Origin of the sequence: Actinokineospora sp. (assembly GCF_052390155.1) — a bacterium.
GTDB lineage: Bacteria > Actinomycetota > Actinomycetes > Mycobacteriales > Pseudonocardiaceae > Actinokineospora.
In genome coordinates this window covers 177,263-202,592 of record NZ_JBQTHF010000006.1, presented here as the reverse complement: position 1 = coordinate 202,592, position 25,330 = coordinate 177,263, and the positions used below count along the sequence as shown (strand labels likewise).

28 protein-coding genes and 3 pseudogenes are annotated in these 25,330 nt (G+C 71.1%); 15 read left to right on the top strand and 16 right to left on the bottom strand.

What is annotated here, in order from left to right; all coding sequences use genetic code 11:
* Positions 1–68: 68 nt before the first annotated feature.
* From ACT4N7_RS03175 to ACT4N7_RS03160, 4 genes are all read right to left on the bottom strand, one after another.
* Entirely contained in the window at positions 69–731 is a 663-nt protein-coding gene (locus ACT4N7_RS03175; RefSeq protein WP_444827026.1) for a deazapurine DNA modification protein DpdA family protein, read from the bottom strand.
* Positions 728–1,300, bottom strand: coding sequence for a VUT family protein (locus ACT4N7_RS03170; protein ID WP_444827025.1), 573 nt, complete (start codon positions 1,298–1,300; stop codon positions 728–730). The genes ACT4N7_RS03175 and ACT4N7_RS03170 overlap by 4 nt, the downstream gene beginning before the upstream one ends.
* Positions 1,297–2,214, bottom strand: a complete 918-nt coding sequence (locus ACT4N7_RS03165) for a hypothetical protein (RefSeq protein ID WP_444827024.1) — start codon at positions 2,212–2,214, stop codon at positions 1,297–1,299. The genes ACT4N7_RS03170 and ACT4N7_RS03165 overlap by 4 nt, the downstream gene beginning before the upstream one ends.
* A gap of 271 nt (positions 2,215–2,485) precedes the next feature.
* The gene (locus ACT4N7_RS03160) at positions 2,486–3,001 is read right to left on the bottom strand and encodes a TetR/AcrR family transcriptional regulator (protein ID WP_444827023.1); all 516 of its coding nucleotides are present in this window, start codon (positions 2,999–3,001) and stop codon (positions 2,486–2,488) included.
* Positions 3,002–3,054: 53 nt separating this feature from the next.
* Between ACT4N7_RS03160 and ACT4N7_RS03155 the strand changes: the two genes are divergently transcribed.
* The 3 genes and pseudogenes from ACT4N7_RS03155 to ACT4N7_RS03145 all read left to right on the top strand — a co-directional run.
* Positions 3,055–3,405, top strand: a complete 351-nt coding sequence (locus ACT4N7_RS03155; RefSeq protein ID WP_444827022.1) for a VOC family protein — start codon at positions 3,055–3,057, stop codon at positions 3,403–3,405.
* A gap of 121 nt (positions 3,406–3,526) precedes the next feature.
* Positions 3,527–3,779 (top strand): annotated as a pseudogene (locus tag ACT4N7_RS03150) (potassium-transporting ATPase subunit KdpA); the annotation flags it as partial.
* Positions 3,780–3,854 (top strand): annotated as a pseudogene (locus ACT4N7_RS03145) (K+-transporting ATPase subunit C); the annotation flags it as partial.
* A 94-nt stretch (positions 3,855–3,948) separates the two neighbouring features.
* Here the strand turns inward: ACT4N7_RS03145 and ACT4N7_RS03140 are convergent.
* Genes ACT4N7_RS03140 through ACT4N7_RS03115 form a run of 6 tightly spaced genes read right to left on the bottom strand, consistent with a single transcriptional unit; the run spans position 3,949 to position 8,470 of the window.
* Complete coding sequence (locus tag ACT4N7_RS03140; RefSeq protein ID WP_444827021.1) at positions 3,949–4,812, bottom strand: SDR family NAD(P)-dependent oxidoreductase; 864 nt, start codon at positions 4,810–4,812, stop codon at positions 3,949–3,951.
* A gap of 31 nt (positions 4,813–4,843) precedes the next feature.
* Entirely contained in the window at positions 4,844–5,647 is an 804-nt protein-coding gene (locus tag ACT4N7_RS03135; protein ID WP_444827020.1) for an enoyl-CoA hydratase/isomerase family protein, read from the bottom strand.
* Position 5,648: 1 nt separating this feature from the next.
* Positions 5,649–6,425 carry an enoyl-CoA hydratase/isomerase family protein gene (locus ACT4N7_RS03130; RefSeq protein WP_444827019.1) on the bottom strand — a complete coding sequence of 259 codons (777 nt, stop codon included), beginning with the start codon at positions 6,423–6,425 and terminating at the stop codon, positions 5,649–5,651.
* Complete coding sequence (locus ACT4N7_RS03125; RefSeq protein ID WP_444827018.1) at positions 6,422–6,655, bottom strand: hypothetical protein; 234 nt, start codon at positions 6,653–6,655, stop codon at positions 6,422–6,424. The genes ACT4N7_RS03130 and ACT4N7_RS03125 overlap by 4 nt, the downstream gene beginning before the upstream one ends.
* A gap of 1 nt (position 6,656) precedes the next feature.
* Complete coding sequence (locus ACT4N7_RS03120) at positions 6,657–7,169, bottom strand: aromatic-ring-hydroxylating dioxygenase subunit beta (RefSeq protein ID WP_444827017.1); 513 nt, start codon at positions 7,167–7,169, stop codon at positions 6,657–6,659.
* The gene (locus tag ACT4N7_RS03115; protein ID WP_444827016.1) at positions 7,169–8,470 is read right to left on the bottom strand and encodes an aromatic ring-hydroxylating oxygenase subunit alpha; all 1,302 of its coding nucleotides are present in this window, start codon (positions 8,468–8,470) and stop codon (positions 7,169–7,171) included. Before ACT4N7_RS03115 ends, ACT4N7_RS03120 begins: the two co-directional genes overlap by 1 nt.
* Positions 8,471–8,610: 140 nt before the next feature.
* On the opposite strand from ACT4N7_RS03115, the gene ACT4N7_RS03110 reads away from it, so the two are divergent.
* Both ACT4N7_RS03110 and ACT4N7_RS03105 read left to right on the top strand, forming a co-directional pair.
* Positions 8,611–8,877, top strand: coding sequence for an AMP-binding protein (locus ACT4N7_RS03110; protein WP_444827015.1), 267 nt, complete (start codon positions 8,611–8,613; stop codon positions 8,875–8,877).
* Positions 8,878–8,882: 5 nt separating this feature from the next.
* Positions 8,883–9,182: an AMP-binding enzyme gene (locus ACT4N7_RS03105; protein WP_444827014.1), complete on the top strand. Its 300-nt coding sequence runs from the start codon at positions 8,883–8,885 to the stop codon at positions 9,180–9,182.
* Positions 9,183–9,193: 11 nt separating this feature from the next.
* On the opposite strand, the gene ACT4N7_RS03100 is transcribed toward ACT4N7_RS03105, so the two are convergent.
* On the bottom strand, positions 9,194–10,012 hold the full coding sequence (locus tag ACT4N7_RS03100) for an enoyl-CoA hydratase/isomerase family protein (RefSeq protein ID WP_444827013.1): 819 nt from the start codon (positions 10,010–10,012) through the stop codon (positions 9,194–9,196).
* A 98-nt stretch (positions 10,013–10,110) separates the two neighbouring features.
* Here ACT4N7_RS03100 and ACT4N7_RS03095 point away from each other — a divergent pair.
* A pseudogene (locus ACT4N7_RS03095) lies at positions 10,111–10,831 on the top strand (hypothetical protein).
* A 13-nt stretch (positions 10,832–10,844) separates the two neighbouring features.
* Here the strand turns inward: ACT4N7_RS03095 and ACT4N7_RS03090 are convergent.
* A complete protein-coding gene (locus tag ACT4N7_RS03090; RefSeq protein ID WP_444827012.1) occupies positions 10,845–11,474 on the bottom strand; it encodes a TetR/AcrR family transcriptional regulator in 630 nt (209 codons plus the stop codon).
* Between the two features lie 100 nt (positions 11,475–11,574).
* Between ACT4N7_RS03090 and ACT4N7_RS03085 the strand changes: the two genes are divergently transcribed.
* Positions 11,575–12,744: a thiolase family protein gene (locus ACT4N7_RS03085; protein ID WP_444827011.1), complete on the top strand. Its 1,170-nt coding sequence runs from the start codon at positions 11,575–11,577 to the stop codon at positions 12,742–12,744.
* A gap of 21 nt (positions 12,745–12,765) precedes the next feature.
* On the opposite strand, the gene ACT4N7_RS03080 is transcribed toward ACT4N7_RS03085, so the two are convergent.
* Positions 12,766–13,938 carry an acyl-CoA dehydrogenase family protein gene (locus ACT4N7_RS03080; RefSeq protein WP_444827010.1) on the bottom strand — a complete coding sequence of 391 codons (1,173 nt, stop codon included), beginning with the start codon at positions 13,936–13,938 and terminating at the stop codon, positions 12,766–12,768.
* Between the two features lie 123 nt (positions 13,939–14,061).
* Here ACT4N7_RS03080 and ACT4N7_RS03075 point away from each other — a divergent pair, with 123 nt between their 5' ends.
* Complete coding sequence (locus ACT4N7_RS03075) at positions 14,062–15,204, top strand: CaiB/BaiF CoA transferase family protein (protein ID WP_444827009.1); 1,143 nt, start codon at positions 14,062–14,064, stop codon at positions 15,202–15,204.
* Between the two features lie 31 nt (positions 15,205–15,235).
* Here the strand turns inward: ACT4N7_RS03075 and ACT4N7_RS03070 are convergent, their stop codons facing one another.
* Positions 15,236–16,033, bottom strand: coding sequence for an SDR family NAD(P)-dependent oxidoreductase (locus ACT4N7_RS03070; protein ID WP_444827008.1), 798 nt, complete (start codon positions 16,031–16,033; stop codon positions 15,236–15,238).
* Between the two features lie 44 nt (positions 16,034–16,077).
* Complete coding sequence (locus tag ACT4N7_RS03065) at positions 16,078–17,022, bottom strand: LysR family transcriptional regulator (protein ID WP_444827007.1); 945 nt, start codon at positions 17,020–17,022, stop codon at positions 16,078–16,080.
* A 112-nt stretch (positions 17,023–17,134) separates the two neighbouring features.
* Between ACT4N7_RS03065 and ACT4N7_RS03060 the strand changes: the two genes are divergently transcribed.
* The 5 genes from ACT4N7_RS03060 to ACT4N7_RS03040 all read left to right on the top strand — a co-directional run bounded on the left by ACT4N7_RS03060 (position 17,135) and on the right by ACT4N7_RS03040 (position 21,362).
* Entirely contained in the window at positions 17,135–18,214 is a 1,080-nt protein-coding gene (locus tag ACT4N7_RS03060) for a 1-aminocyclopropane-1-carboxylate deaminase/D-cysteine desulfhydrase (RefSeq protein ID WP_444827006.1), read from the top strand.
* A gap of 117 nt (positions 18,215–18,331) precedes the next feature.
* Positions 18,332–18,616, top strand: a complete 285-nt coding sequence (locus ACT4N7_RS03055) for a LysR family transcriptional regulator (RefSeq protein WP_444827005.1) — start codon at positions 18,332–18,334, stop codon at positions 18,614–18,616.
* Positions 18,617–18,761: 145 nt separating this feature from the next.
* On the top strand, positions 18,762–20,960 hold the full coding sequence (locus tag ACT4N7_RS03050) for a TOMM precursor leader peptide-binding protein (RefSeq protein WP_444827004.1): 2,199 nt from the start codon (positions 18,762–18,764) through the stop codon (positions 20,958–20,960).
* Positions 20,961–20,965: 5 nt separating this feature from the next.
* Positions 20,966–21,151, top strand: coding sequence for a hypothetical protein (locus ACT4N7_RS03045; RefSeq protein ID WP_444827003.1), 186 nt, complete (start codon positions 20,966–20,968; stop codon positions 21,149–21,151).
* A gap of 31 nt (positions 21,152–21,182) precedes the next feature.
* On the top strand, positions 21,183–21,362 hold the full coding sequence (locus tag ACT4N7_RS03040; RefSeq protein WP_444827002.1) for a thiazolylpeptide-type bacteriocin: 180 nt from the start codon (positions 21,183–21,185) through the stop codon (positions 21,360–21,362).
* Positions 21,363–21,409: 47 nt separating this feature from the next.
* On the opposite strand, the gene ACT4N7_RS03035 is transcribed toward ACT4N7_RS03040, so the two are convergent.
* On the bottom strand, positions 21,410–21,766 hold the full coding sequence (locus ACT4N7_RS03035) for a hypothetical protein (RefSeq protein ID WP_444827001.1): 357 nt from the start codon (positions 21,764–21,766) through the stop codon (positions 21,410–21,412).
* On the opposite strand from ACT4N7_RS03035, the gene ACT4N7_RS03030 reads away from it, so the two are divergent.
* Both ACT4N7_RS03030 and ACT4N7_RS03025 read left to right on the top strand, forming a co-directional pair.
* The gene (locus tag ACT4N7_RS03030; protein WP_444827000.1) at positions 21,752–23,695 is read left to right on the top strand and encodes a TOMM precursor leader peptide-binding protein; all 1,944 of its coding nucleotides are present in this window, start codon (positions 21,752–21,754) and stop codon (positions 23,693–23,695) included. The genes ACT4N7_RS03035 and ACT4N7_RS03030 overlap by 15 nt on opposite strands.
* A 12-nt stretch (positions 23,696–23,707) precedes the next feature.
* The gene (locus ACT4N7_RS03025) at positions 23,708–25,318 is read left to right on the top strand and encodes a SagB family peptide dehydrogenase (protein WP_444826999.1); all 1,611 of its coding nucleotides are present in this window, start codon (positions 23,708–23,710) and stop codon (positions 25,316–25,318) included.
* Positions 25,319–25,330: the final 12 nt, after the last annotated feature.

Here is a 25,330-nt window from a genome sequence, read left to right as displayed (position 1 = left end):
TGGCGTGGGCGAAGCCGGAGTCGGCGCCGGATGTGCTGTCCCCACCGGGTTGTCGAGCGACGGGTCCATCACGCGGCCCTCCGCTGCGTTGCTCCACCCCGTGGCGCGCCCATCGTCGCGCGGCGCGAACCTTCGGGCCGGGCCGAGTGTTGTCCCGGTTCGTCGGTCGGACTCGTCGGCAACCGGGAGTACCAGTCCAGGGCGAAGCGCGGGCAGTTGGATTCGGTGGCGTGGCTGGGTGAGCAGCCGGGGACGTAGCGGCCGCGCCGACTCCAGGAGGCCGAGTCGCTGGAGGCGATCACGTCGGCGAATCGACTCAGGCCGAGGATCTTGGCGCCGAAGGTGTGCAGTCGAAGGTTGCGGGCGGCCAGTGAGCGGACGATGTGTTCGACCTCGATGGTGTGTTGGCGCCGGCACACGCTGCCCACCCCGACCAGCAGCAGGGCCGCGAGGTCTATGCCGTGTTTCTCGTACAGGTCGGCGCATCGGTGGTAGTCCGAGATCGACTGTCCCTGCAGGACCGGGATGATCGGCAACTCGGGTGCCAGTTCGGTGGTGCGCCACCGGCCGTGCAAGGAGAGTTCGGTGAAGCCGCCGGAGTCACACGCCCATGGCCCGGTTGCTCGCGGCAGGCTGGCGCGCCCGGCCAGTCGCCGATGCGAGACCAGCAGCGGGACACCGAGGTCCCTGGCGAGCCAGGCAGGTTGGTGGGTGCCGAGATAGAACGTCATCGCCGCACCACCGGAGGCCGGGTGGTTCTCGCGATCAGCAGCACCGCGACCGTGGCCGCTGTCGCGGCGGTCTTGCCGAGGATCTGGCCGGGTAGGACAGCGAAGGACCCGAATGCCAGCGGCATGAACAGCACGCTGTCGGTCAGCAGCCCGACCAGGTTCGAGCCGAGGACCGCGCCCAGCCGCGACCGGACACGGAGCCGGGCGTAGACGACCGAGTCGGCCAGTTCGGACACGGCGAACGCGACGATGCTGGCCATGGCGATGTGCGGTGAGGCCGGCGACCAGGACAGCCCTGCCCCCGCCACGATCGCGAGGAGAACACCGCGGGTGCCCAGGGTCTCGTGCAGCAGGTCCCGCAAGGTCAGCGTCACGCCGGCCCACACTGTGCCCGCGGGCACGATCAGCGACCCGACGAGCAGGGCCGACCAGTGGGTGGAGGCCCAGTTCGCCAGCACGACCGAGCCGACGGAGGCGGCCGACACCAGTCCAGACCAGACGAGCCGGTGGGCGGGAGCACCGGGATGATCTCGATGCGCTGCCTCGGGCGCGCGATTGCGTGTCGTCATGCCGCACGCTCCGCGGTGACCGGGGTGCCGGAGCGGCAGGACCACGGCGAGCAGCCGTCCGGGTCGCCGTCCTCCTCGGCTGCCGCCGAGGCGGTGATCAGCCGCAGGTGCCGCTTCGCGGGAACGGGCGGGTCGAGGTCGACTTGGTCGAGGGGCCGGCACGAGCGGTGCAGGAAGTACCGACCGCGCAAGGGTTGTCCTTGTGCCGTGGCGTGTGGGTGGCCGTGGCGGATCGCCCGGTCGAACGCGACAGCGTCGGCCCAGCCGTCGGGATCGTTGTCGTGGAGCCACTTCCAGCCCGCGCGACCGTGGAAAGGACACCCGACACAAGCGGATTTCACGGTGCCGGCGAAGCCGCGTTCGGCGAGGTGGTCGACGCAGCGGGCGCGGTCCCAGCCGAGGTCGAGCAGCGGGAACACGTTGCGCAGGTAGCGGACGCCGGAGTCCTTGGCGCGCGCGAATTCGTCGGTGCTGATCCCGATGGCCTGCTCGATGTAGAGCCCGCGCGGAACTCGCCGGGGGTGCGGGTGGCCGAGTAGTTCACGCGCCGCCTTCTTGAGCGGGGAAATCTTGTACTCGCCGGTGCATTGCCTGCGTGCGAGCCCTCGGGTGCCGTCCGGGTTATTTGGCATGGACACGAACCGGTGGGCAGGGTCGAGCGCGTCGGCGCGGATGTTGCCCGCCGACACGGTGCGCACCGGGATACCGTGCTGGGCGGCGTGTTCGCGGAGCCGGGCGAGGTTCACATACACCTGCTTGGGTTCCCACCCGGTGTCGGCGAACAGCGCGACGTCGAAACGCGGGATCACGCCTTCGCACGCCGGCAACAGCACGGCGGTGCTCTGGATTTCGGCGCCGAGCGAGAGGCACCTCAATGCGGGGCCGGTGTCGTGAGTGGACGTTGGGCTGGTCATGCCGCGTTCGCCTCCTGCCCGTGGCTGGGGCGCTGCCCACGCCGCGCAGGCCGACGCGCCAAAGCCATCCACGTGCTGCACCGACCCCACCCCGCAACAGGGCTACTTCCGTCTGGACCAGGAAAATCCTCGACGGAGCTGACGCGGTCCCGCACATCAGCGCAGGCAGCTGCGGCACACCCGGAACGCGACTGCGGCCCGCGTGGCACAGACCTGGCGACAGAAGCACAAGTGGTCCGCGCCGAAACGATCATGGGGCGTTGGCATGGGCTTACCTGCCGGGGTCGAGGACGTAGACCAGGGATGCCCGGGTTGCCGTGGAGGAGGCGCCTGTGGCGACGGCCAGGAGTGCGGCTCGCCAGGCTGCGGCCAGTAGGTCTGCGGCGGGTGCCTTGTGTTTGGTCAGGAGCGGTCGCAGTGTGGTGGCGACCGGGTCGTCGCGCTCTACCGGTGGCGGCTCGCCGAGGATTCGGCAGACGGTGAACCGGACGGCGGCGTCGAAGGCCACCAGGAGCGCGGCGCGCACCGCGGGCTGTCCGCGGTTCCCCGCCGCGGCGGCGGCTCCTTCCATTCGTTCGACGATCCGTTTCTCCATGTCTTCGCGGACGGTCAGGTACAGGCCGAGTTTCGAGCCGAAGTGGTGGTACAGCGCGCCAGTGGTGACGCTCGCCTTGCCTGCAAGGTCGACGACGTTGACGGCTTCGTAGCCGGTGAGTTCGAACTGATGGATGGCCGCCTCGATGAGCCTGCCCTTGGCCGAGCCCGGGATCGGGACCCATTCGCGCATGACGCGAGCATAACTGGTTGACGCCGATACGTAATCGGTTTACGGTCATCCGCATGAGACTGACGTTCCTGTACCAGCCGGTGAAGGACCTCGGGGAGTCGCTCGCCTTCTACCGCGACACGCTCGGATTCGAGGAGTCCTGGCGGGAGGGTGAGTCGACCGTCGCGTTCACGATCCCGGGTTCGGAGGTCGAGCTGATGCTCGATGTGCCACCGGACACCGGGCCGCGATGGGGAGCGGGCGGCTTCTACGCCGTCGACAGCGTGGACGCCTTCCGGCAGGCACATCCAGAGCTCGACTGGCGGGGCGAGATCGACATGCCGGGCGGCAAGGGTGCGACCTTCCTGGACCCGAGCGGCAACGCTGTCCACCTGTTCGACCAGAGCACCGCCGGACCCGAATAGCGCTCCGTGGTTTGACGGGCCACCATTCATCCACAAAGGACTAGCCGCAGCCGGAGCCGGAGCCCATGGGCTCTGCCACCGGCGTCACGAGGTTCCTCGACTCGTGGGGACTTGGCTTCTGATGCCATCGACTCTGGCAGGCCTGCCGCAGGTCGGCCTGCTCATCGCTGCCCTTGCGGCGGTGTACAAGCCGTTGGGCGACTACATGGCCCGCGTGGTTCACCGCGACGAAGCACTCCACAGTGGAGACCGCGGTGTACCGGGTGGTCCGGGTGAACCCCGATTCCGGGCAGCGCTGGGGCACCAACGCCTTGTCCGTGCCCGGTTTCTCCTTCGTCTCGGTCGCGCTGCTGTACCTGCTGCAACGCCTGCAGGTGGCGCGGGTGGCCAAGGTGCACGGACTGTCCGAGGACAAGGTGCGCGAGCTGGTCAAGGACAACACCACGGGCCGAGGGCTCGGCGTCCTCGGCGACCCCGCGGTAACCGTGCTCACGCTCAACCTCGCCGTCCAGCCGCCAAGTGACACCCCGCGAGGCCCCGCCGTCAGCCGACAGGGTTCGTGCCGGGAACAGCGCCCGCGAGGTCGTCGATCTCGGCCCAACGGTCCGCGACCTGGTCGATTGTGGGCACCGCCGCGAAGGCGACGCCCGTGCTCTGGAACTGCCGGACCCGGTGCACCTGACCGCCGCCGACGACGTAGACATTGCCGGTAGTGGTGCTCTCGTCGGTGAGCAGGTATCCGACGACGGGGGCGACGTGCTCGGGCGCCAGCTTCGCGAGGGCCTCCGACGGAGCGGCGTCCTCGGTCATCCTGGTCGCCGCCATGGGCGCGATCGCGTTGGCCAGGACGTTGTTCTTCTTCCCCTCGATGGCGAGGGTGTTGATCAGTCCGATCAGGCCGCCCTTGGCCGCGCCGTAGTTCGCCTGGCCGAAGTTGCCGTAGATCCCCGACGTCGAGGTGGCCACGACGATCCGGCCGTGCCGCTGCTCGCGGAAGTGCGGCCACGCGGCGTGCACGACGTAGAAGGCGCCGTACAGGTGGACCTGCTGGACGGCGTCCCAGTCGGCGGCGGTCATCTTCTGGAACGACGCGTCGCGCAGGATGCCCGCGTTGGCGACGACGCCGTCGATGCGGCCGAACGCGTCGATCGCGGTGCGCACGACCGCCGCGCCACCCGCCTCGGTCGCGACGCTGTGGTGGTTCGCGACGGCCTCGCCGCCCGCGGCGCGGATCTCGGCGACGACGGCGTCGGCGGCGGCCGAGCCCGCGCCGGTGCCGTCGCGGGCACCGCCGAGATCGTTGACGACGATCTTCGCGCCTGCCTTCGCGAGCACGAGCGCGTACTCGCGGCCGAGCCCGTTCCCGGCCCCGGTGACCGCGACGACCCGTCCTTCGACACCTGCCATGATCTTCGCGAGCTCCTTCGGGTTGACGTTCTCAGCGACCGATGAAAGTCGGCTTCCTGCGCTCGATGACCGCGGCCAGTCCCTCGCGCGCGTCGGCGGTGCCCGACAGTTCCGCGACCGTCCGCGCCTCTTCGGGCAACTGGGCCTCGACCCTGTTGCCCAGCCCCGACCAGACGAGCCGCTTAGTGGCGCCGAGCGCGAGCGGCGCGCCGGCGGCGAGCTTCCTCGCCGCGGCGAAGGCGGCCTCGCGCAGTTGGTCGTCGGGCACGACCCGGGTGACCAGACCGATCCGCTCGGCCTCGGCGGCCGTCAGGGTCGGGTTCTCCAGGAAGATCTCCATCGCCTTGCGGACACCGACGATCTGGGCCAGCGTCACCGACGAACCGGCGTCCGGGGCCATCCCGGCGCGGGCGGCGCCGGACATGAACTTCGCCGACGCCGCGGCGATCACGATGTCGGACGCGCACACGAGCCCGAACCCGCCGCCACCGGCCGCGAACCCCTGCACGGCCGCGATCACCGGTGCCCGCAGCGCCAGCAGGCCCTGGGCGACGTTCTGCAGCCAGGCCGTGGCCTCGCGCAGGTAGTCGGGCAGGGCCTCGCCCTTGCCGAGGAACGTCTTGACGTCACCGCCCGCGCAGAAGTGCGGGCCCTCGCCCGTGAGCACCAGCACGCGCAAGCCCGCCTGGCCGTGGGCGGTCATGATCGCGTCGTAGAGCGCGCGCAGGAAGGGCACGTCCATCCCGTTCGCGGCCTCGGGGCGGTTGAGCCGCAGGTGGGCGACCCCGTCCTCGTCCAGGTCGAGCAGCGCGGGGCCGGTCTCGATCAGCTTCACGTCATCCCCTGTCCCGGTCGGTGAACCGGCTGATGCCCGCGCGTTCCCCGGCGAGGTGCGCGAGCGAGTTTTCGACCTCGGTGGCGAGTCCGTCGGCGAGCGAGCCGCGCACGCCGCCCCGCACGAGCGCCTTGATCCGGGCGAGCGCCTCGCGGTCCTTGCCTGCCAGGTTCGCGACGAGGCCGTCGAGTTCGGCCTCGAACGAGGCGGCGGGCACCGATCGGTAGGCGATCCCCCACTCGGCCGCCTGCGCGCCGGTGAGCCGGTCGCCGGTCAGGATGTGCCCCAGCGCGCGCGGCACCCCGACGATCCGCGGCAGCCGCTGCGATCCGCCGCCGCCGGGGATCATCCCGAAGTTGGCGTGGTTGTCGGCCAGCACCGCGTCGTCGCGCACGAGCGCGATGTCCACGGACTGGACCAGCTCGAACCCGCCCGCCATCGCGTATCCCTCGACCGCCGCGACCACCGGGACGGGCAACTCGGCGATCAGGTCGCACGCGCCGATGAAGGACTCGAACAGCGTCCGCAGCGCGGCGGGCCCCTCCGCGCGCAGCCGGGAGACCTCGTGGAAGTCGCCGCCCGCGCAGAAGTGCCCGCCCGACCCGCGGATCACCACGACGTCGGCCTGGTCGGCCGCGACCGCCAGCGCGTCGCGCAGGCCCTGGGCCAACGCGATCGTGATCGCGTTGCGCGCTCCCGGGCGGTTGAGCACGAGGTGGGCGACGCGCGCGCCGCCGCGCTCCTCGACGCTGCTCAGCACCGGGTCGTCCGCGGTCATGCCCGGTCCTCCCGCCAGCGGTCGGCGGACGGGTCGAGCAGCGTCCGCAGATTCCCCTCGGGCAGCCAGACCAGGGTCTCCAGTTCGAGCGCGTCGAGGTAGCGGACCCGGCCGGACTTGAGGTCCTCGATCCGCACCCTGCGGCTGTTCGCGGTCGCGTCGATCCGCACCGACACCTCGGCGAACTCGTTGCCGACGACATCGGGCGGCAGGTGCGGTCGAGCAGGCATGTCAGATCAGGAACGACAGGGTCGGGATGACCCTGTCGTTGTCGACGAGGGCGACCTTCTTGTAGCTCATCCGCAGCTCGTCGTCGACGGTCCGCAGGCGGTAGGTGTAGCGACCGGCCCAGAGCTCCTTGCCGCGCTCGCGCGACTCGACAAGCACGAAGTTGGCCTCGACCGTGGTGTCGCCGTTCTCCTCGATCCCCAGGACCTCGACGTTCGACACCACTCTGCGCAGCCGGGACGCGGGCACCTGCGAGAGCCTGCGGCCGGTGCTGAACTGCTTGATCCGGGTGGAGATGCGGTTGCGGTTGTCGTGGATGATCGACATCTGGGTCATCCGGTCGGTGTCGTCGCCGTTGGCAGGCACCCAGTACAGGCCGTCGTCGGTCCAGAGCGACTCCCAGCCGGTGTAGTCGTGCTCGTCGGCGAGCCGCGCCTCCCGGTACAGGAACTGTTCGATCCGGCGGGCGTCGACCTCGCGATCCGCGTCCCGCCCGCTGTCCAGGGTGCCCGTCATCACCGCCGCCCGTCGGTCATCAGGTGCTTGTAGTGCGCCCAGAACCCGCGCATCCCCACCTCGTCCGTCGCCCCGCCGATCGTGAGTCCGCGGTCGTCGATCTCCTCGCGTCGCACTCCGCGCCGGAGGTCGACCCATTCGGGTCGCAGCCCGGCGACGCCCGCCTGGTTGCGCTCGTACATCTCGGTGTCGTCGGCGAGCAGGAGGCCGGCGGGCCCGACCGAACCGATGCTCTGCTGGAGCATGCGCCCGTTCATCTCGGGGGCGTCCTTGAGTTGCACGGCGGTGACGTGCTGGACCGTGTCGTCGGCCGCCAGCGGCTGGATGGTGAACAGTTGGATCTCCGCGATGAAGAGGTTCGGGAAGATCATGACGTGCGGGGCGCCCTCGACCAGGATCTCCTGCGCCGCGGCGCCGTGCAACGCGCGCATCTTCGCGACGTAGTCGGGGACCTTCGCCTCCGTGGTCCCGAACCAGCCCAGCGGGACCCCGAGCTTGCGGAACTCCGGGCGGAGATCGTTCTCGCTGTGCCCGTTGCCCAACGCGCGGGTGACGGCGGTCGACTTCTCGCCGTACAGGGCGCCGATGCCGCTGTTGGCCACGCTGAAGATCGAGGCGTGCACGAACTGGGGGTGGTACCCGTCGGTCTCGTTCTCCGCCAGGAGTTTCCAGTTGGCGCGCGCCCGGTGCCTGACGAAGCCCGCGGTCAACTGGATCTCCCCGGCGGGCGAGAGCCGCACCAGCCGGTCGATCTCGCCCTTGGCCTCGCCCAGGTGCTCGTCGAGCGACGGGCCATCCATGGCGAAGCTGCCGAACACGAATCCCTGGTGGACCGCGACCCGGGGGACGCGGCCCAGCCCGAGTTCGATTTGTCCCCGGCCGCCGTAGCCCTGGTGGAACGGGTAGCCGAGCAGGTCTCCGGTGTTGCGGAAGGTCCAGCCGTGGTACGGGCAGCGGAACGTGCTTGAGTTGCCGGTGGGCGCCGTGCACACCAGGTTGCCGCGGTGGGCGCAGCGGTTGACCAACAGGTGGACCTCGCCGTCGGCCGACCGGGTCAGGATGACGTCCTGCGGTCCGATGTTCTTCCGGACGTAGTCGTTGGGCTGGGCGATCTCACTCACGTGGCCGACGTAGACCCAGGTGCGGTACCAGATCTGCGCCAACTCGTCGGCGAAGACCTCCGGCGAGGTGTACAGGGAGCCGTGCACGCGCTCCGGTTGGATCAGCCGGTCGTACGGCGCGGCGGGGTCGCGCGGCCCGTCCGCCGTGGACGCTCCTGACGGGATGTCGGTCAGCGTCACGCCGGACTCCTTCCTCGAAGGGTTCTTAACTTGGATTAAAGAATATCGCCACCGGGGTCCGAAGTCGAGTCGGGGGTCGTTCCCTTTTAATTTCGCTTCGATTAGGGTCGCGACAGCTCGCCAGGTCCCGGAGGAGTGCCATGCCGACTCAGCCCTACCTCACCCAGATCGTGCACCGCGGCGCCCGCTGCCTGCCCGACCAGACGTGCCTGGTCTTCGGCGACCGCCGAACGTCGAACGACCGGTTCGCGGACCGGGTAGCCCGGTTGGCAGGCGCGTTCACCCGATCGGGGGTCCGCGCCGACGACCGGATCTCGATCATCGCGCTGAACTCCGACCGCGTGGTCGAGACGATCTTCGGCGCGCTCTGGGCAGGTGCCGTCGCGTCCACCTGGTCGACCGGCTGAAGGACATGATCATCACCGGCGGCGAGAACGTCTACTCCCTTGAGGTCGAGAACGTCCTGGTGGCGCACCCGGCGGTCGCGTCCGCGGCGGTGATCGGCCTCCCGCACGAGCAGTGGGGTGAGCAGGTGCACGCCGTCGTCGTCGTGGCTCCGGGCGAGTCGGTCACGGCCGAGGAGGTCATCGCCCACTGCCGGGCTCGGATCGCGGTGTTCAAGGCACCGCGCAGCGTGGAGTTCCGCGACGCGCTGCCCGTCTCGGCCGCGGGCAAGATCCTGAAGGCGGAGCTGCGCGCCGAACTCCGCTGAGCGGGCGCGGGTCAGCGTCCGGTGAAGCGGGCGTGCCGCTTCTGCGCGAACGCGGCGCGGCCTTCCGCGTAGTCGGCCGTCGACCCGTGCCGCTGTTGCAGACCGGCCTCCAGGTCGAGCTGATCGGCGAGGGCGGCCTGCGCGGCGGACACCAGGGCTTGCTTGATGCTCGCGAGCGCTGTCGTGGGACCGGCGGCGAGCCGATCCGCCAGCGCGCGCGCCGCCGCGGCGAACTCGTCGACGGGGTGCACCGCGGTGACGAGCCCCCAGTCGAGGGCCTTCGCCGCGGGCAGCCGCTCGCCGAGCATGCAGAGCTCCGCTGCCCGCGCCAGCCCGACGCGCTCGGCGAGGAACGCGGTGGTCCCGCCGTCGGGCATCACCCCCAGCCGGACGAACGCCAACTGGAGGTAGGCGTCCTCGGCGGCGACGACCAGGTCGCACGCGAGCGCCAGCGACACCCCGAGCCCGGCGCACGCGCCGTGGACGCCCGCGACGAACGGCTTCGGGGCGGCGCGGATCGCCGCGACGATCGGGTTGTAGATCTCCCGCAGGCGGGTCGAGAGGTCGGGATGCCCGTCCGGGGTGAGCTCCCGGGCGTTCTTGACGTCGGCGCCCGCGCAGAACGCTCGGCCCGCGCCCGTCACCAGCACCGCGCGCACGGTGTCGTCGCTCGACGCCCGGCGCGTCGCGTCCAGCAGTTCCCGGCCCATGCCGGGCGTCCACGCGTTCAGCGCGTCGGGCCGGTGCAGCTCGATGTGTCCGACGGCGCCGGTCACCGTGTACCGAATGTCGGAGTAGAGCGCGGTCGGGTCGGAGGTTGGGGTTGCCATTGAGTCTCCTTCGACTGGCGGAGGTCGCCGCGTTGACCGCCCCGGCACGGCCCTTTACTTTATGTTCAAATAAGTTCCGCCTCCAGAAAGGACCAATCATGGGCGAGGCGTACATCGTCGACGCCGTCCGGGCACCGGTCGGCAGGCGCAAGGGCGGCCTTTCCGGTGCGCACCCGGCCGACCTCGGCCCGCACCCGATCAGGCACCTCGTGGCGCGCACGGGTATCGATCCCGCGGCCATCGAGGACGTCATCTACGGCTGCCTGGACACGATCGGGGCGCAGGCGGGCGACATCGCGCGCACGTGCGCGCTGGTCGCCGGGCTCCCGGAGTCGGTTCCCGGCACCACGGTCGACCGGCAGTGCGGGTCCAGTGTCCAGCCAGATCTCCGACGGTGCCGCGGCGGTCATGGTGGCCTCGGCGCAGGCCGTGCGGGACCACGGGCTCACCCCGCGTGCCCGCATCCACCACATCTCGGCGCTCGGTGCCGACCCGACCTGGGTGCTCACCGCGCCGATCCCTGCCACGGAACGCGCCCTCGCGAAGACCGGCCTGAACATCGGCGACTTCGACGTCATCGAGATCAACGAGGCGTTCGCGTCGGTCGTGCAGGCCTGGCTCAAGGAGACGGGCGCCGATCCGGCGAAGGTCACCCCCAACGGCGGCGCGATCGCGCTCGGCCACCCGCTCGGGGCCTCGGGGGCGCGGCTGTTCATCACCATGCTCCACGAGTTGGAGCGCACCGGTGGCCGGTACGGCTTCCAGACTATGTGCGAGGGCGGCGGCCAGGCGAACGTCACCATCATCGAACGCCTCTGACCCAGGTCGCCGATCAGGGACGCAGGCTGTGCAGGACCATGGACTGGGCGGTGGAGATGACCTCATCGATGGGCCCCCGCTCGGGGTTCCACCACTCCGCGGCCCAGTTGAGGGCGCCCAGGACGATCATCCTGGCGACGGCGGGATCGACGTCGGCGCGAAGCTGGCCCGCGGCGTCGAGCTCGGCGATCAGCGACCGCCAGAGGTCGTTGTAGAGGCCGACCTCGGCGAGCGCCCGGCGGCTGATCGGCTCCGGGAGCTGGTTGACGTTGCGGATCATCGCCTTGGCGTAGTCGGAGATCTCCAGTTCGTGGCGCAGATGCGTCTCGACCGCCGCCGCGATGCGGTCCGACGGTGTCGTCCCGGCCGACAGGCCGTCGAGGGTCCGCACGAGGTGTTCCCGCATCGCGGCCGCCCCGACGTACATGACCTCCTCGATGAGGTCCTCGCGGGACGGGTAGTAGTAGTAGATCGCCGGTGCCTGGACGTGCGCCTCTTCCGCGATGTCGGAAAGCCGGGCGCCCGCGAAGCCCTTGCGGCTCAGGACCCGGGCCGCGGCGTCGAGCAACCGCTCCCGGGTGCGCGCCGACTTCGATCCCGAACTCTCCAGTTCGACAGGCTCGCCGGTCGTCCTTCTGGCCACGACGCGGATTCTAGGCGCGCGGTGGCGTCGCGGGTGGTGGGTCACCGCGGGGCCGTGATTTAATCGTTGTTAAATTCATCACTCGGTCGAGGGAGGCGTCGTGGCGCACGCGGTGATCGTCGACGCGGTTCGCACACCGGTCGGCAAGGGCAAGCCCGGTGGCGGACTGTCGACGGTCCACCCGATCGATCTGCTCGCCGGGACGCTCGCCGCGCTCGTCGAGCGGACCGGCCTCGATCCGGCGCTGATCGAGGACGTCATCACCGGGTGCGCCCAGCAGGTGGGGGAGCAGTCGGGCAACATCGGCCACAACGCCGCGCTGGCCGCGGGCTTCCCCGAGTCCGTGCCCGGCACGACGATCAACCGGCAGTGCGGGTCGAGCCAGCAGGCCGTCGCGTTCGGGGCGCAGGGGATCATGGCAGGCGCGTACGACATCGTCGTCGCGGCGGGCGTCGAGTCGATGAGCGCGGTCCCGATCGGCAGCTCCCGCCCGACGAGCCGGGGAACGCGCACCGCCGCCCGCTACCCGGCGGGCCTGGTCAACCAGGGCGTGTCCGCAGAACTCGTCGCCCAGCGCTGGAAGCTCGGCCGCGACGAGCTCGACGCCTTCGCCGCCGAGTCGCATCGCCGGGCGGCGGCGGCCTGGGCCGCTGGCGACTTCGCGGCCGAGGTCGTGCCGGTCGGCGAGGCGCCCGAGCTGACGACCGACGAGACCGTCCGCGCGGGAACGACGGCCGACGCCCTGGCCGGGCTCAAGCCCGCCTTCCGAACCGACGAGCTGGCGGCCAGGTTCCCCGACCTCGACTGGAAGATCACGCCGGGCAACTCCTCCCCGCTCACCGACGGCGCCTCCGCGGTGCTGATCATGAGCGAGTCCAGGGCCGCCGCCCTGGGGCTGCGCCCCAGGGCGCGGTTCCGCGCCTTCTCCGTGGTCGGCGACGACCCGCTGCTCATGCTGACCGGCCCCATCCCGGCCACCCGCAAGATCCTGGCGCGCGCCTGCCTGTCCCTCGACGACTTGGACGCCTACGAGGTGAACGAGGCGTTCGCGTGCGTGCCGCTGGCCTGGGCGCGCGAGTTCGGTGCCGACCCGGCGAAGCTCAACCCGCGCGGCGGGGCGATCGCACTGGGGCACGCCCTCGGCTCGTCCGGCACCCGGCTGCTCGTCACGCTGCTGCACCACCTTGAGGCCACCGGCGGTCGGTACGGCCTGCAGACCATGTGCGAGGCGGGCGGCATGGCGAACGCGACCGTCATCGAGCGGCTCTGAGGACCGCTCCCGGCCGCGGGCTCACGGCTGGTTGCGCTTGGCGATGTCGCGCCCGATCAGCTCCTTCATGATCTCCGTGGTACCGCCGTAGATCGTCTGGATCCGGCTGTCGACGTACGCGCGGGCGACCGGGTATTCGAGCATGTACCCGTAGCCGCCGTGCAACTGCACGCAGCGGTCGACCACGCGCTTCTGCAGCTCGGTGATATACCACTTGCCCTTGGCGGCGTCGGTGGGCGTCAGCTCGCCCGCGTTGAACGCCAGCACGCTCTTGTCCACGAACGCCTCGGCGACGTCGAGCTCGGTCTCGATCTCGGCGAGGACGAAGCGCGTGTTCTGGAAGTCGCCGATCGCCTGGCCGAACGCCTTGCGCTCGAAGCAGTACCGCGCGGTGTTCTGGTAGACCGCGCGCGCCGCCGTGTAACCGGACGCGATGAGCCCGAGCCGCTCCTGGGGCAGGTGGCTCATCAGGTGCATCAGGCCGTGGCCCGCGGTGCCGATGAGGTTCGCGGCGGGCACCCGCGCGTCCGCGAAGAACAGCTCGCCGGTGTCCTGGGCGTGCAGGCCGACCTTCGCCAGCTTGCGGCCGGTCGTGAAGCCGGGCGTGTCCCGCTCGATGACGAGCAGGCTGAACCCGCGTGAGCCCGCCTCTGGGTCGGTCCGCACGGCCGTGATGACGAAGTCCGCGCTCATGGCGCTGCTGATGAAGGTCTTGGAGCCGTTGACGATCCAGTCGGCGTCCGGCCCGTCGCAGGCGCGGCGCGCGGTGGTGCGGATGCCCTGCAGGTCGCTGCCGGTGCCGGGCTCGGTCATGGCCACCGCGCCGAGCAGTTCGCCCTTCGCGAACGGCTCCAGCCACCGTTGCTTCTGCTCCTCGCTGGTCAGGTCGAGCAGGTAGGCGACCACGAGGTCGTCCTGCAGGGCGAGGGTCATACCGAAGGAGGTGGCACCGATGCGGGCGATCTCCTCGTTGACGACCAGCCGGAACCGGTAGTCGGTCTCGCCCGCCCCGCCGTGCCGCTCGGGGACCGCCAGCGCGTAGACGCCCTGCTCGGCGGCGGCGCGGAAGACCTTGCGATCGATCAGCGCGTCCGCCTCCCACTGCAGGAAGTGCGGCTCGACCTCGCGGCCGAGGAACTCGCGGACTGTGTCGCGGTACTGCTCGTGGTCGTCGGTGTAGAGCGTGCGTCTCATCGTCGCGGGTCCCTTCCTCCGACCGGGCGCGCCCCGTCCTTAATCGAAGATAGAATTTACCAGCACTCTACTGTGGCGGGTGTGGTAGCCGCCGTTCAATCTCGATGAAAATGGGAGCGCCTCGTGACGGATCGGCAGAACGCCCGCGGCCCCTTGGCGGGCACCACCGTGATCGAGCTCGCCGGGATCGGTCCGGGCCCGTTCGCCTGCATGGCGCTGGCCGACATGGGCGCCGACGTCATCCGGGTCGAGCGGCCGACAGCGGCGGGTCTCCCGAAGGCGGATGTGCTCAACCGCGGCAAGCGGTCGATCGTGCTCGACCTGAAGCGGCCCGAAGCCGTGCGGACGCTGCTCGCGCTCGCGGCGCGCGCCGACGTGCTGGTCGAGGGCTTCCGTCCCGGCGTGGCGGAACGGCTCGGCGTGGGGCCGGATGCGGTGTGGGCGCACAACCCGAAGCTGGTATACGGCCGGATGACCGGATGGGGCCAGGCCGGGCCGCTGGCGTCGTCGGCGGGCCACGACATCGGCTACATCGCCATCACCGGCGCGCTCGGTGCCATCGGCGAGGCGGGTGGACCGCCGCGGATCCCGCTGAACCTCGTCGGCGACTTCGGCGGCGGCTCCACCTACCTGGTCATGGGCATCCTCGCCGCCCTGCTGGAAGCCGGGCGCACCGGACGTGGCCAGGTCGTCGACGCCGCCATCGTCGACGGTGCCGCGCACCTGCTCGCGGCCATCCACTCGCTGCTGGGCTCGGACCGCTGGGTCGACCGTCGCGGATCGAACATGCTCGACGGCGGCACCCCGTACTACGCGGTCTACGAGACCTCGGACGGGCGCCACATGGCCGTCGGGGCGCTGGAGCCGAAGTTCTACGCCGAACTCGTCCGCCTGCTCGAACTCGACGTGGACCCGGCAGACCAGCAGGTGCCCGAGCACTGGCCCGCCCTGCGTGCCGCGCTGGCCGAGGCGTTCGGCAGGCGCACCCAGGGCGAGTGGACGCGACTGTTCGACGGCACCGACGCCTGCGTGGCACCGGTGCTGAGTCTGCGGGAAGCCGCCGCGCATCCGCACATCGCCGAACGCGGCAGCCTGGTCGAGGTCGACGGGGTGTTGCAGCCGGGGACCGCCCCGCGGTTCTCGGCGCATCCGGTCGCGCCGCCCGCCGCGCCGCCTGCGCCGGGTCAGCACACGATGGAGGTGCTCCGGCAGGCCGGACTCGACGCCGAGGCACTGGTCGCGGGCGGTGTCGCGGTCCAGGCGTGACGTCGTCGGCCTGGCCGACCGGCGGCGGTCGTCACGGCATCGTCGAGCCGCCGCCGACCGCCACCACCTGGCCCGTGACCTGGCGTGCCGCGACCGGTGAGGAGATCCACAGCACGGCATGGCCGATGTCGTCGGGCGTGGTGAGTCTGCGCAGGGCCTGGGTCCGCACCACCGACTCGACCTGGTCGGCGGTGAACAGGGCGTCCGTGCCCGCCGCCCACACGCTGTGCGCACCGACCGGCGCGTCGTCGGGCGGCACGACCAGACCGGGCGCGACCACGTTCGACCGGATCCCGTGCCTGCCGTGCTCGCGGGCGACGGTTCTGGCCAGCGCGATCATCCCGGCCTTCGTCGCCCCGTAGATCCCCTGGCGGATCGTGCCGAAGGCGGAGTCGCTGGAGATGAAGACCACGCACCCGGCGCCCGCCGCGCGCATCGGGCCCAACGCGGCCTGGGTGCAGTCGATGGCCGAGAACAGGTTGACCTCGACGGTCTTGCGCCAGAGTCCGCGGTCGGTCTGCTGGGCGAACCACCCCGGTTCGCTCCAGCCCGCGTTGTTCACCAGGACGTCCACGCCGCCCCACGCCTCGACGCACGCGGCGATCACGGCGGTGCCCGCGCCCTCTGTGGTCAGGTCGACGGCGTGCGCGCGCGCGTCCGCCGCCCCGAGGCCGAGCGCCTCCTCGGCCACCGCCTCGGCCCGCTCCGCGTCGATGTCGACGACGAGGATGCGGGCGCCCTCCCTGGCGAAGCACTGGGCGATCCCGCGGCCAATGTTGGCGCCCGCGCCGGTGACGACCACCCGCGCGTCGGCGTGTCCGAGGTCCATCCCGGGTCCCCTAACCTGGCTGTCATCTAGGTGTTGCGTGCACCTTAATCGGGGTTCAAAAAGTCCGTCCAGTCATGGTCGGTGGTCAGCCCCGCCGCGGTCGCCGCGAGGCATTGTTCGAGCCGGGCGACGATGTTCGCGGTCCTGGCGGTGTCGACCCGGCAGGTGTGGAGGAACCGGACGAGGGGTTCCTCGGTGATCGGGCGGGCCACGGTGCCCTCGACCGGGTCGGTCAGGGCGAGCGCGGGCAGCAGGGCGATGCCGTGGTGGTGGGCGACGAGGCCCAGCACGGTGCGGAAGTCGTCGCCTTCGAAGGTGAGTTGTGGTCGGAAGCCAGGGGAGCGGGCCAGTTCGGCGAGCAGGTCGAGTTGGGTGCCGGTGACGGGGGTGCCGATCCACGCCTCGTGGGCCAGGTCGGCCAGGCGCACCGACGGCAGTGCCGCCAACGGATGCGCGGCGGGCAGCGCGACCACGACGGGATCGCGGCCGATCAGTGTGCGGCGCACGCCGTGGGGTGCGGGCTGGGGGAACCGGTCGTAGTCGAAGGTGACGGCGAGGTCGATGTCGCCGCGGAGCAGGCCCTGGTAGCAGGCGTCGGTTTCCTGCTGGCTCAGCGTGACGCGCACACCGGGGTGCCGCTCGCGGAATCGGGCCAGGGCCGCGGGGACGATGGCGGCGGCGGCGGAGACGAAGGCGCTCAGCCGCACCTCGCCCGCGAGCCCGTCGTCCAGCGCGGTCAGTTCGGCGGCCGCGCGGGTCATCGCCGTGCGGACCGCCGCCTCGGCTTCCAGCAGGACCGCCCCGGCGGGGGTGGGCCGGGCGGGCCGACGTTCGAGCAGCCGCAGTCCGGCCTGGCGTTCGAGTTCGGCGATCTGTTGGGACACCGCGGATTGGGTGTAGCCCAGGTCCGCGGCGGCGGCGGCGAACGTGCCCAGCCTGACCACGGTCTCCAGCGTGAGCAGCAGGCGAGGGTCGATCCGGCCGGCCATGAACATCAGTCTACCTAATGTTCCTGTTAGAGATGTTCGCTTGTGCTTATGCAGAGGTCCCGAGAAGCATGAACAGCATCCCAACCGCCACTCGAACACGGGGAGTTCTGTCATGGACGGCGCCGAACTGGACCGGTTGGTCGCGAAACTGCCGCGCAAGCGGATCGGTTTCTACCCGACGCCGTTCCACCGCCTCGACAACCTGTCGGCGACCTACGGCGTCGACTTCTTCCTCAAGCGCGAGGACATGGCCGGGCCGGGCACGCTGAGCGGCAGCAAGACCCGCCTGGCCGAGTTCATCCTGGGGCAGGCCCTGGCCGACGGCGTCACCCACGTCATCTCCCAGGGCGTCTACCTGACGAACTCCGGGATGCAGTTCGCCGCGGCCTGCCGAGCCGCCGGTCTGACGCCGATCCTGTACCTCACCCGCGACGAGGCCCGCCACGGCGAACTCACCGAGTACCGGGGCAACCTGCTGCTCAACAAGATCATGGACGTGGAGGTGCACTACCTGCCCACTCGCGGCGGCGCCTACTGGGACGTGGCCGAGGAGCAGCAGCGGGTCGCCGACGCGATGAGCGCCCGCAAGGCCGAACTGGAGGCGCGGGGCCACACCGTGCTCGTCGTGCCGACCGGCGGCGCGCACCCGTACGGGTTCGTCGGGCACGCGCTGACGTTCACGGAGATGATCGAGCAGGCCGAAGCGTCCGGCGTCCGACTCGACTACGTCTATCACACGGCGGGTACGGGAACCGCGTTGCCGGGGCTCATCGCGGCGAAGCTGATGACGGGCAGTTCGGTGCGGTTCCGGTCGATCGCGATCTGCGGCTACCAGCCGGGCGACTGGATGAACGTGGACCTGATTGTCGACCGGGTCAAGGACATCCTCACCCTGCTGGGCGCCGAGGTGCCCGCCGACGACGCCATCCGCGCCGAGATCGATGTGGACGAACGGTTCATCGGCGAGGACTACGCCGTGCCCTCTCCCGAGGGAGTCGCCGCGATCAGGGAACTCGCCGTGTCCGACGGCGTCTTCCTCGGCCCGGTCTACACCGCCAAGGGCTTCGCCGGCCTGCTCGACCACGTGCGCACCGGGCGAGTCGAGCAGGCGAGCAAGGTCGCTTTCCTGCATACCGGCGACACCGGCAACCTGTTCGAGATCCCCCAGGTCGTCGGCGACGTGGCAGGCTGATCCGACACCGCTGTCCGGCGCCGTCCGGGCGTGTCCGGCTCGGGGCCGCACCGGGTGCGCTGGTTTCTAGGGTTCCTGTCTCGGGTGCGCCGACCCGGCAGGAACGCGGAGGAGCCAGTGGACGAACGGGTACTGCGCGCGTTCCTGGTGACCGCGGATCTGGGCCGGATGGATCTCGCCGCGCTGAAGCTGGGGTACGCGCAGCCGACGGTGAGCTATCAGATCCGGTCGCTCGAACACGACCTGGGTGTGCGGCTCTTCCTGCGTAGCTGCAACGGGATGCGGCTCACCTCGGCGGGGCTGTCCGTCCTGCCGTCGGTGCGGGCCGTCCTGTTGTTGCTGGACAACATCCGGGTGAGCGCGCGCCCGGCCGAGAACGCTCGCAAACAGCCTGCCGGATGACGGCGCGGGCGAGGTTAGCGCCCGCCGATCGCCGCGTCGAGACGCGGACCCGCCACATCGAAATATTTGTCGCCGGTCTGGTGGCCGGGGTGCCGCGACCGACATTCTGCGTCGTGACCAGCAGGCCACCATCGAGGAGGCGTCGATGTCCATAGTGGACGACTCGGTGTCCATAGTGGACATAGTGGAACCAGCGGACCAGCGGTCGGCGATGGCGGCGGTGCGGCCGAAGTTGAAGCTGGACACGGTCTTCATCGAATCGGTGGACGGCGTCTACTTCCGCAACCCGGCCCGGTCGTTCTTCGTCAAGGGCACGACCGCGTACCGGTGGATCACCACGCTGCGGCCCTACCTGACCGGTGAGCACACGCTCGGCGAGCTGTGCGACGGGCTGGACGACGCCCAGGTGGACACGGTCGTGGAACTGGTGCGGACCCTGATCGACCGGGGGGTCGCCCGCGACTGCGCCACCGACTCGCCGCCGGAGCGGTTGCCCGCCGAGATGGCTGAGCTGTTCCGCGACCAGATCGGCTTCGTGGACCACATGGCGGACGGCGACGGGCCCACGCGGTTCGCCAGGTACCGGACCACCCAGGTGCTGCTCATCGGCTCCGGCGAAGCGCTGCTCGGAGCGGCGGATGGCCTACTGCGCAACGGCTTGGCGGCATTGACGGTCGCTCCGGCCGACGCCGAGCAGCCCTACGCGCCGCTGCTGGCCGACCAGGCCCAGCGGCTCGCGCCGTGTCCACCCGAGGTGCGGGTGCTGCCCGCGGGCGCCACGGCGCCGACCGGGGACTTCGACGTGGTGGTGTACAGCGGCGACTCGGGCGACCTGCGCACCGCGGCCGAGCTGAACGAGCGCTGCCTGCGGTCCGGTACCGCCTTCATCCCGGTCGTGGTCGTCGGCGACAAGGTCGTACTCGGGCCGACCGTGGCCGCCGCCGATGGCCTGCCCTGCTGGCACTGCGCCCTGCTGCGGCTCACCGTCAACGCGGCCGCCACCGACGCGGCGGCGGCCTGGCGCGAAGTGGCGCTCGGTGGCGCTGCCGAGCGCCGGATCCACAGCGGCAACGTGGCGCGCATGATCGGCGGCGCGGCAGCGTTCGAGGTCTTCCGGCGGCGGTGCGGCCTGGAAACCGACACCTCGGGCGCGGTGGTGGTGCAGGACGCCGACACCCTGGAGTCCACAAGGGAGCGACTGCTGGCGCACCCGGCCTGCCCGGCCTGCGCGCCCACCGGCAGCGCCGAGGCCGACCCCGTGGTGGCCGAACTGGACGACGAGCAGGTCTACCAGCGCGTGGGTGTGCTGGTCGGCAGGCACGCGGGCGTGGTCGGCGAGTACGCCGACGACGCGCTGGAGCAGATCCCGCTCAAGATCGCCCGGGTTCGACTGGGCCCGGTCGGGTCCGCGCCCGCCCGCGAGCTGACCGCGTTCGACATCGACAATGTGCTGGCCGCGCGGATCACCCTGCTGAGCAGGGCGGCGACCTGTTACGCGGGCAGGCTGCCCGGACCACGCCCGGGAGTGCGCGGCGGCACGTCCGCCGAACTGGCGGGCGCAGGGCACCGGGTGGCCGAGCCGACCGAGTTGTCGACCCGCTCGGCACCCTGGACGCCGGGGCGGCACCTGCGTTGGGTCGGTGCGCGTGCGCTGGACTCGGGCGCCGAGGTGCTGGTGCCACTGGCCGCGGCGTTCCCGTTGTCCGCGGCCAACGACGACCTGCTCGTCGAGCGGGCGGCGGCGGGGACCGGCGCCGGAGTCGGCCGGGCCGCCGCCATCCTGGACGGCCTGTGCAACGCGCTCGCCTTCGACGCGCTGCGCGCGGTGTGTGCCGCGACCGCGCCGGTGTGCCACATCGCCGAGGACGACCTGTGCGAGGTCGAGCGGCTTTCCTTCCTGCTCAAGTCTTTCCGCCACTTCGGCCGTGCGGTCGAGGTCTTCGAGCTGCCCGGTGCCCGGCCCGGTCACGCGGCAATCGCGGTCACCGACAGCGCCGCCGGTGTTCCACTGTGGACGATCGGGACCGGCGCCTCCTGGGACGGCGCGGTCGGCGCCGCCCTGCGCGACGCGCTCGGCCGGATCCAGGTCGAGCACTTCGAGCGAGCCCGGCCCGACCTCGGCGATCCGCTGTTCGCCGACCTCGACCCTGGGCTGGACTTCGCGCGGGGCGGGCGCGGCCCCCGGCGGGCGACCACGGCCGCGGACATGATCGCCCAGTTGGCCGCGGCGGGCCGGACCGCCCTGTTCGTCGACACCACCCCGCCGGACATCGCCGCCAGTGACGCCATCGTCACCGGCATGGTTCTGCTGTGGACACCCGCTCATTCCGAGAAAGGACACTGACGATGGTGGCGTTGGCGAAGGAGTTGCGCCAGCTCGAAGCCGAGACCTTCGAGATCCACGATGTGGTCAATTCGGAGCTGGCCATGAACACCGACCCGGCCGAAGGCTGGTGTAGCTGCTGCAGCAGTTGCGCCTGCTACTGCTCCGGCTGCAGTTGCCTCACGCATAGCTGCACGAACTGTTCCTACTGAACGAGACGGCGATAACGAGAGGAGACCGACGATGTCGGTACTGGCCAGGGAACTGCACCAGCTTGAGGCGGAGACCTTCGAGATCCACGACGTGTCCGACGCGGAGTTGGCGCTCAACGCCGACCCGGTCGAAGCCTGCTGCTGCAGTTGCAGCACGTCCAGCACTTGTGGTTGCAGCACAAGCTGTTCGAGCACCTCAAGCTGCGGCTGACACCCCCACAGCCAAGGAGGCTCATGATGGTGGCTTTGCCGACCGAATTACACCAGCTCGCGGCGGAGACCTTCGAGATCCACGACGTGTCCGCTGCGGAACTGGCCCTCAACGCCGACCCGGCCGAAGGTAGCTGTTCGAGCTGCTGCAGTTGCAGCACCTCCAGCACCTGCGGGTGCAGCACAAGCTGCAGCAGCACGTCCGGCTGAGGTTGTCGTCTCGTCGCGATCAGCGAAAGGAAACCCGACCATGGTGGGGTTGTCGACGGAATTGCGCCAGCTCGAAGCGGAGACCTTCGAGATCCACGATGTCGTCACCGCGGAGCTGGCGCTGAGCGAGGAGCCCGGCGCGAGCTGCAGTTGCAGTTGTTGGTGTAGCTGTAGCCAGCCGTGCAGTTGCAGCACGAGTTGCGGCTGATCGGCGTGCCGCGGCAGACGGTGTCGGCCGTCCGGCGGTACTTCGCCGAGCGCATCGGCGCGGACCAGGCGGCCCCGGTTCCCGACGTCGGGCTGCTCGGGCTGACCGACCTGCTCGGCGCGGGACCGGCCGAGCGGCCGCCGGTGCCGGTGTTCCCCATTCGGCTCTACGGCAACGTGGCGATCCTCGGGCCCGCGTCCGGGCCGTCGGACCCGCCCGGCGCACCCTGCCCGCGGTGCCTGGACCGCCGCTGGCAGGTGATCCGGCCCGTCGAGGAGCGGCACGCCCTGGAGTCCGGCGGCACGGCGGTGGCCGCCGGACCCGTGCCGCAGCTCACCGCGTTCGCGCTGGAGGCGATGTGGCGGATCTACCTCGCCGTCCGCGCCGAACCGGCCCCCGCGGGCCGCGGGCTGGTGCACGCGCTGGTGCTGGACACGCTGCGGGTCAGCAGGCACGCGCTGGTCGCCGACTCGGACTGCCCGGTGTGCGCGCGTCCGGTCGCCGACACGCCCGAAGCGGCGGTCATCGAGGTGCGGCCGCGGGCCAAGCGCGCGGTCGACGACTACCGCGAGATCGGCGCCAGGGACCTCGCGGTGCCGGTCAACCCGTACGCCAACCCGGTGTGCGGCGCGCTCGGGTCCGTGCCGATGCGGGTACACCAGGACACCGCGACCGCCCCGGTGAGCGGCCGTTTCCGGGTCCGCAGCAAGTACGGGCTGCACGACATGGGGTGGGGCGGGCACGCGGGCAACTACCGCGACAGCGAGGTGATCGGCGTCCTCGAAGGGCTTGAGCGGTTCGCGGGGCAACGGCCGCGCGGCAGGCGCGTCGAGGTGTTCGACGCGATGGACAACCTCGCCGAACCGGTGCTCGACCCGACCGGCTGGGCGACCTACCCGGCGGAGTCCTACCGGTCGCTCAGCGCGTTCTACGAGCCGTTCCGGTCGGATTCGGTCATCCCCTGGGTGTGGGGTTTCTCGCTGCGCGACCAGCGCCCGCTGCTCGTCGCCGAACAGGTCGCCTACTTCCTCGACCACCGGCCGGAGCTGAAGAAGTTCGTCCAGGAGTCCTCGAACGGCTGCGCGGGCGGCAGCAGCACCGAGGAGGCGCTGCTGCACGGGATGCTGGAGCTCGTCGAGCGCGACGCGTTCCTGCTTGCCTGGTACGGCAAGGCGAAACTGGCCGAACTCGACCCGGCCACCTGCCGCGACCGCCGGGTGCACTTCATGATCGACAGAGTCGGTTTGCACGGGTACGACATCCGGTTGTTCGACATGCGGATCGACCTGCCGGTGCCTGCCGTGCTGGCGGTCGCGGTACGCCGCGACGGCGGTCCGGGCACCCTGTGCCTGTCCGCGGGCGCGAGCTTCGACCCGGACGACGCCGTGCGGGCCGCGGTGTGCGAGGTCGCGTCGTACGTGCCCAGCCTGCCGCACCGGGTGGAACGGCACACCGAGCGCCTGCGCGCGATGTCCGAGGACTACGTGCGACTCGCCGAACTGGAAGACCACCAACTCCTGTACGGGCTGCCCGAGATGGCGCGGCACGCCGACTACCTGTTCGAGGACCCGCCGCTGGTCGGCATGGACGAGCTCTACCGGTCGTGGCTCGCCGAACGGCCCGCCACCCTCGACCTCGCCGACGACGTGCGCCACCTCGTGCGGCTGATCGCCGGCACCGGCAGCGACGTGATCGCCATCGACCAGACCTGCCCGGAGCAGCGGCTCGCGGGCGCCCACACGGTCGGTGTCATCGCGCCCGGGCTGGTGCCGATCGACTTCGGCTGGCTGCGGCAGCGCGCTCCGCACCACCCCCGGCTGCACGCGTTCCTCGACGGCGGGCTCGGTCAGGGCGGTGCGCCCGGCCACCCGGCCACGCCGACCGGCCGCAACCCGCATCCCCACCCGTTCCCGTAGGAGCCGCCAGCGATGTCCCTCACCGACACCCGGATCGCGCGCGACTACGCGGAAGCGGTCTTCCGGCGTGGCCGCGAACCCCTGCCGCCGCTGAACTTCGAACCGGACTGGGCCGACCAGCCGTCCCGGCACAAGGTGTACCGCGAGGTGGCCCGGATTCCGCTCGCGCGGTCCGCGGGCGTGCGGTTGGGGCCGCTGCGGGATTCCCCGGCGAACCCTGGGCACGCGGACTGGGATCTTGGCGGGCTGTCAGTCCTGTTGGGACTGTCCTATGGGGTGCTCGACCGGCGGCTGCGGGTGAACTGGAACCACGACGTGCACGACCGGATGCACTACCCGACAACGAACTGGGGCCGTGGGACCGCGTCCGGCGGCGGCATGTACCCGCTGGAGGTCTACCTGGTGACCGCGGGCCGCGACGGGCTGCTGCCCGGCGTCTACCACTACTCGACCGCCCACCACGCGCTCGACCGGCTCGCCACCGGCAACGCGGTCGACCGGGTCCGCGCGGCGCTGCTCGACCATCCGGGCGGCGCGGCGGACTACCTGCTGGTCTCGGTGCGGTTCTGGAAGAACTCGTTCAAGTACAACAGCTTCTGCTACCACGTGGTCACCCAGGATCTCGGCGCGCTGCTCGGTAGCTGGGAGTTCGTCGCCGCGGGCCTCGACTGGCCGTGGCAGCGCGTGCTCTGGTTCGCCGACCCGGCGCTCGACGCGGTTCTCGGGCTCGACACCGACGACGAGAGCGTGCTCGCCGTCGTCCCGCTGCCCCGGACCGCACCGCCCGCCGCCGGGGGAGGTGCGGCGCTGACCGCGGCCGGATCGTTGGCGGACACGGCGCCGCGCCCGCCGCGCAGGCCCAGCTTCGAGCGGTCCCGCACGGTCCTGCGGTTCGCTCAGGTCGAGCGGGTGCACCGGGCCGCCGTCGTGCGCGCCGAGCCCCGGCCACCGGTGCCGAGATTCGACCCCGATGAGCGGGCGGGTGCGCTGATCCCGTTGCCCGCGCGGACCTGCGACCTGCGGATGGACACCGATCTCGCCGACTTGCTCCACAAGCGACACTCCAGCTTCGGCACGTTCGCCCGCGCCGCGCTGCCGTTGTCGGACGTGGCCACCGTGCTGGCGAGGATGGCGTCAGCCGCCCGCTACCGGTCCGACGTCACCGACGTCGACAGCCCCGCGCTCACCGGGCTGCACCTGGTGGCCAACCGGATCGACGCGCTGCCACCCGGCGCGTACCACTACCGCGCGGCCGACCACGGCCTCGAACGCGTGGTGGCGCAGCCTGTCGGCCGGTTCTTGCAGGGCAGCTACTTCCTGCGGAACTACAACCTGGAGGAGGTCGGCGCGGTGCTGGCCATCTCCGCCCGACTTGACCCGATGCTCGCGCACTACGGCAACCGCGGTCTGCGACTGATCAACTCCGAGGTCGGCGCGGTCGCCCAGGCCGCCTACCTCACCGCGACCGCGCTGGGCATCGGCTGCGGCGCCGTCCTCGGGTTCGACAACGTCGGGATGAACGAGCTGATCGGGCTCGCGGGCACCGACCGGCAGACCTTCCTGTTCCTGTTGCTGGGCAGCGAACCCGCCCAGTCGGCCAACGTCGAGCTACCGCTGGTCTGACCCACGAGGAGC

Coding starts and splice junctions, on each gene's coding strand:
- ACT4N7_RS03025 (WP_444826999.1), top strand. CDS start 23,708: ATGTCCCTCACCGACACCCGGATCGCGCGCGACTACGCGGAAGCGGTC.
- ACT4N7_RS03130 (WP_444827019.1), bottom strand. CDS start 6,425: ATGACCGCGGACGACCCGGTGCTGAGCAGCGTCGAGGAGCGCGGCGGC.
- ACT4N7_RS03080 (WP_444827010.1), bottom strand. CDS start 13,938: ATGAGACGCACGCTCTACACCGACGACCACGAGCAGTACCGCGACACA.
- ACT4N7_RS03050 (WP_444827004.1), top strand. CDS start 18,762: ATGTCCATAGTGGACGACTCGGTGTCCATAGTGGACATAGTGGAACCA.
- ACT4N7_RS03160 (WP_444827023.1), bottom strand. CDS start 3,001: ATGCGCGAATGGGTCCCGATCCCGGGCTCGGCCAAGGGCAGGCTCATC.
- ACT4N7_RS03065 (WP_444827007.1), bottom strand. CDS start 17,022: ATGGCCGGCCGGATCGACCCTCGCCTGCTGCTCACGCTGGAGACCGTG.
- ACT4N7_RS03175 (WP_444827026.1), bottom strand. CDS start 731: ATGACGTTCTATCTCGGCACCCACCAACCTGCCTGGCTCGCCAGGGAC.
- ACT4N7_RS03070 (WP_444827008.1), bottom strand. CDS start 16,033: ATGGACCTCGGACACGCCGACGCGCGGGTGGTCGTCACCGGCGCGGGC.
- ACT4N7_RS03060 (WP_444827006.1), top strand. CDS start 17,135: ATGGACGGCGCCGAACTGGACCGGTTGGTCGCGAAACTGCCGCGCAAG.
- ACT4N7_RS03140 (WP_444827021.1), bottom strand. CDS start 4,812: ATGGCAGGTGTCGAAGGACGGGTCGTCGCGGTCACCGGGGCCGGGAAC.
- ACT4N7_RS03040 (WP_444827002.1), top strand. CDS start 21,183: ATGTCGGTACTGGCCAGGGAACTGCACCAGCTTGAGGCGGAGACCTTC.
- ACT4N7_RS03105 (WP_444827014.1), top strand. CDS start 8,883: ATGATCATCACCGGCGGCGAGAACGTCTACTCCCTTGAGGTCGAGAAC.
- ACT4N7_RS03125 (WP_444827018.1), bottom strand. CDS start 6,655: ATGCCTGCTCGACCGCACCTGCCGCCCGATGTCGTCGGCAACGAGTTC.
- ACT4N7_RS03100 (WP_444827013.1), bottom strand. CDS start 10,012: ATGGCAACCCCAACCTCCGACCCGACCGCGCTCTACTCCGACATTCGG.
- ACT4N7_RS03120 (WP_444827017.1), bottom strand. CDS start 7,169: ATGACGGGCACCCTGGACAGCGGGCGGGACGCGGATCGCGAGGTCGAC.
- ACT4N7_RS03155 (WP_444827022.1), top strand. CDS start 3,055: ATGAGACTGACGTTCCTGTACCAGCCGGTGAAGGACCTCGGGGAGTCG.
- ACT4N7_RS03110 (WP_444827015.1), top strand. CDS start 8,611: ATGCCGACTCAGCCCTACCTCACCCAGATCGTGCACCGCGGCGCCCGC.
- ACT4N7_RS03170 (WP_444827025.1), bottom strand. CDS start 1,300: ATGACGACACGCAATCGCGCGCCCGAGGCAGCGCATCGAGATCATCCC.
- ACT4N7_RS03165 (WP_444827024.1), bottom strand. CDS start 2,214: ATGACCAGCCCAACGTCCACTCACGACACCGGCCCCGCATTGAGGTGC.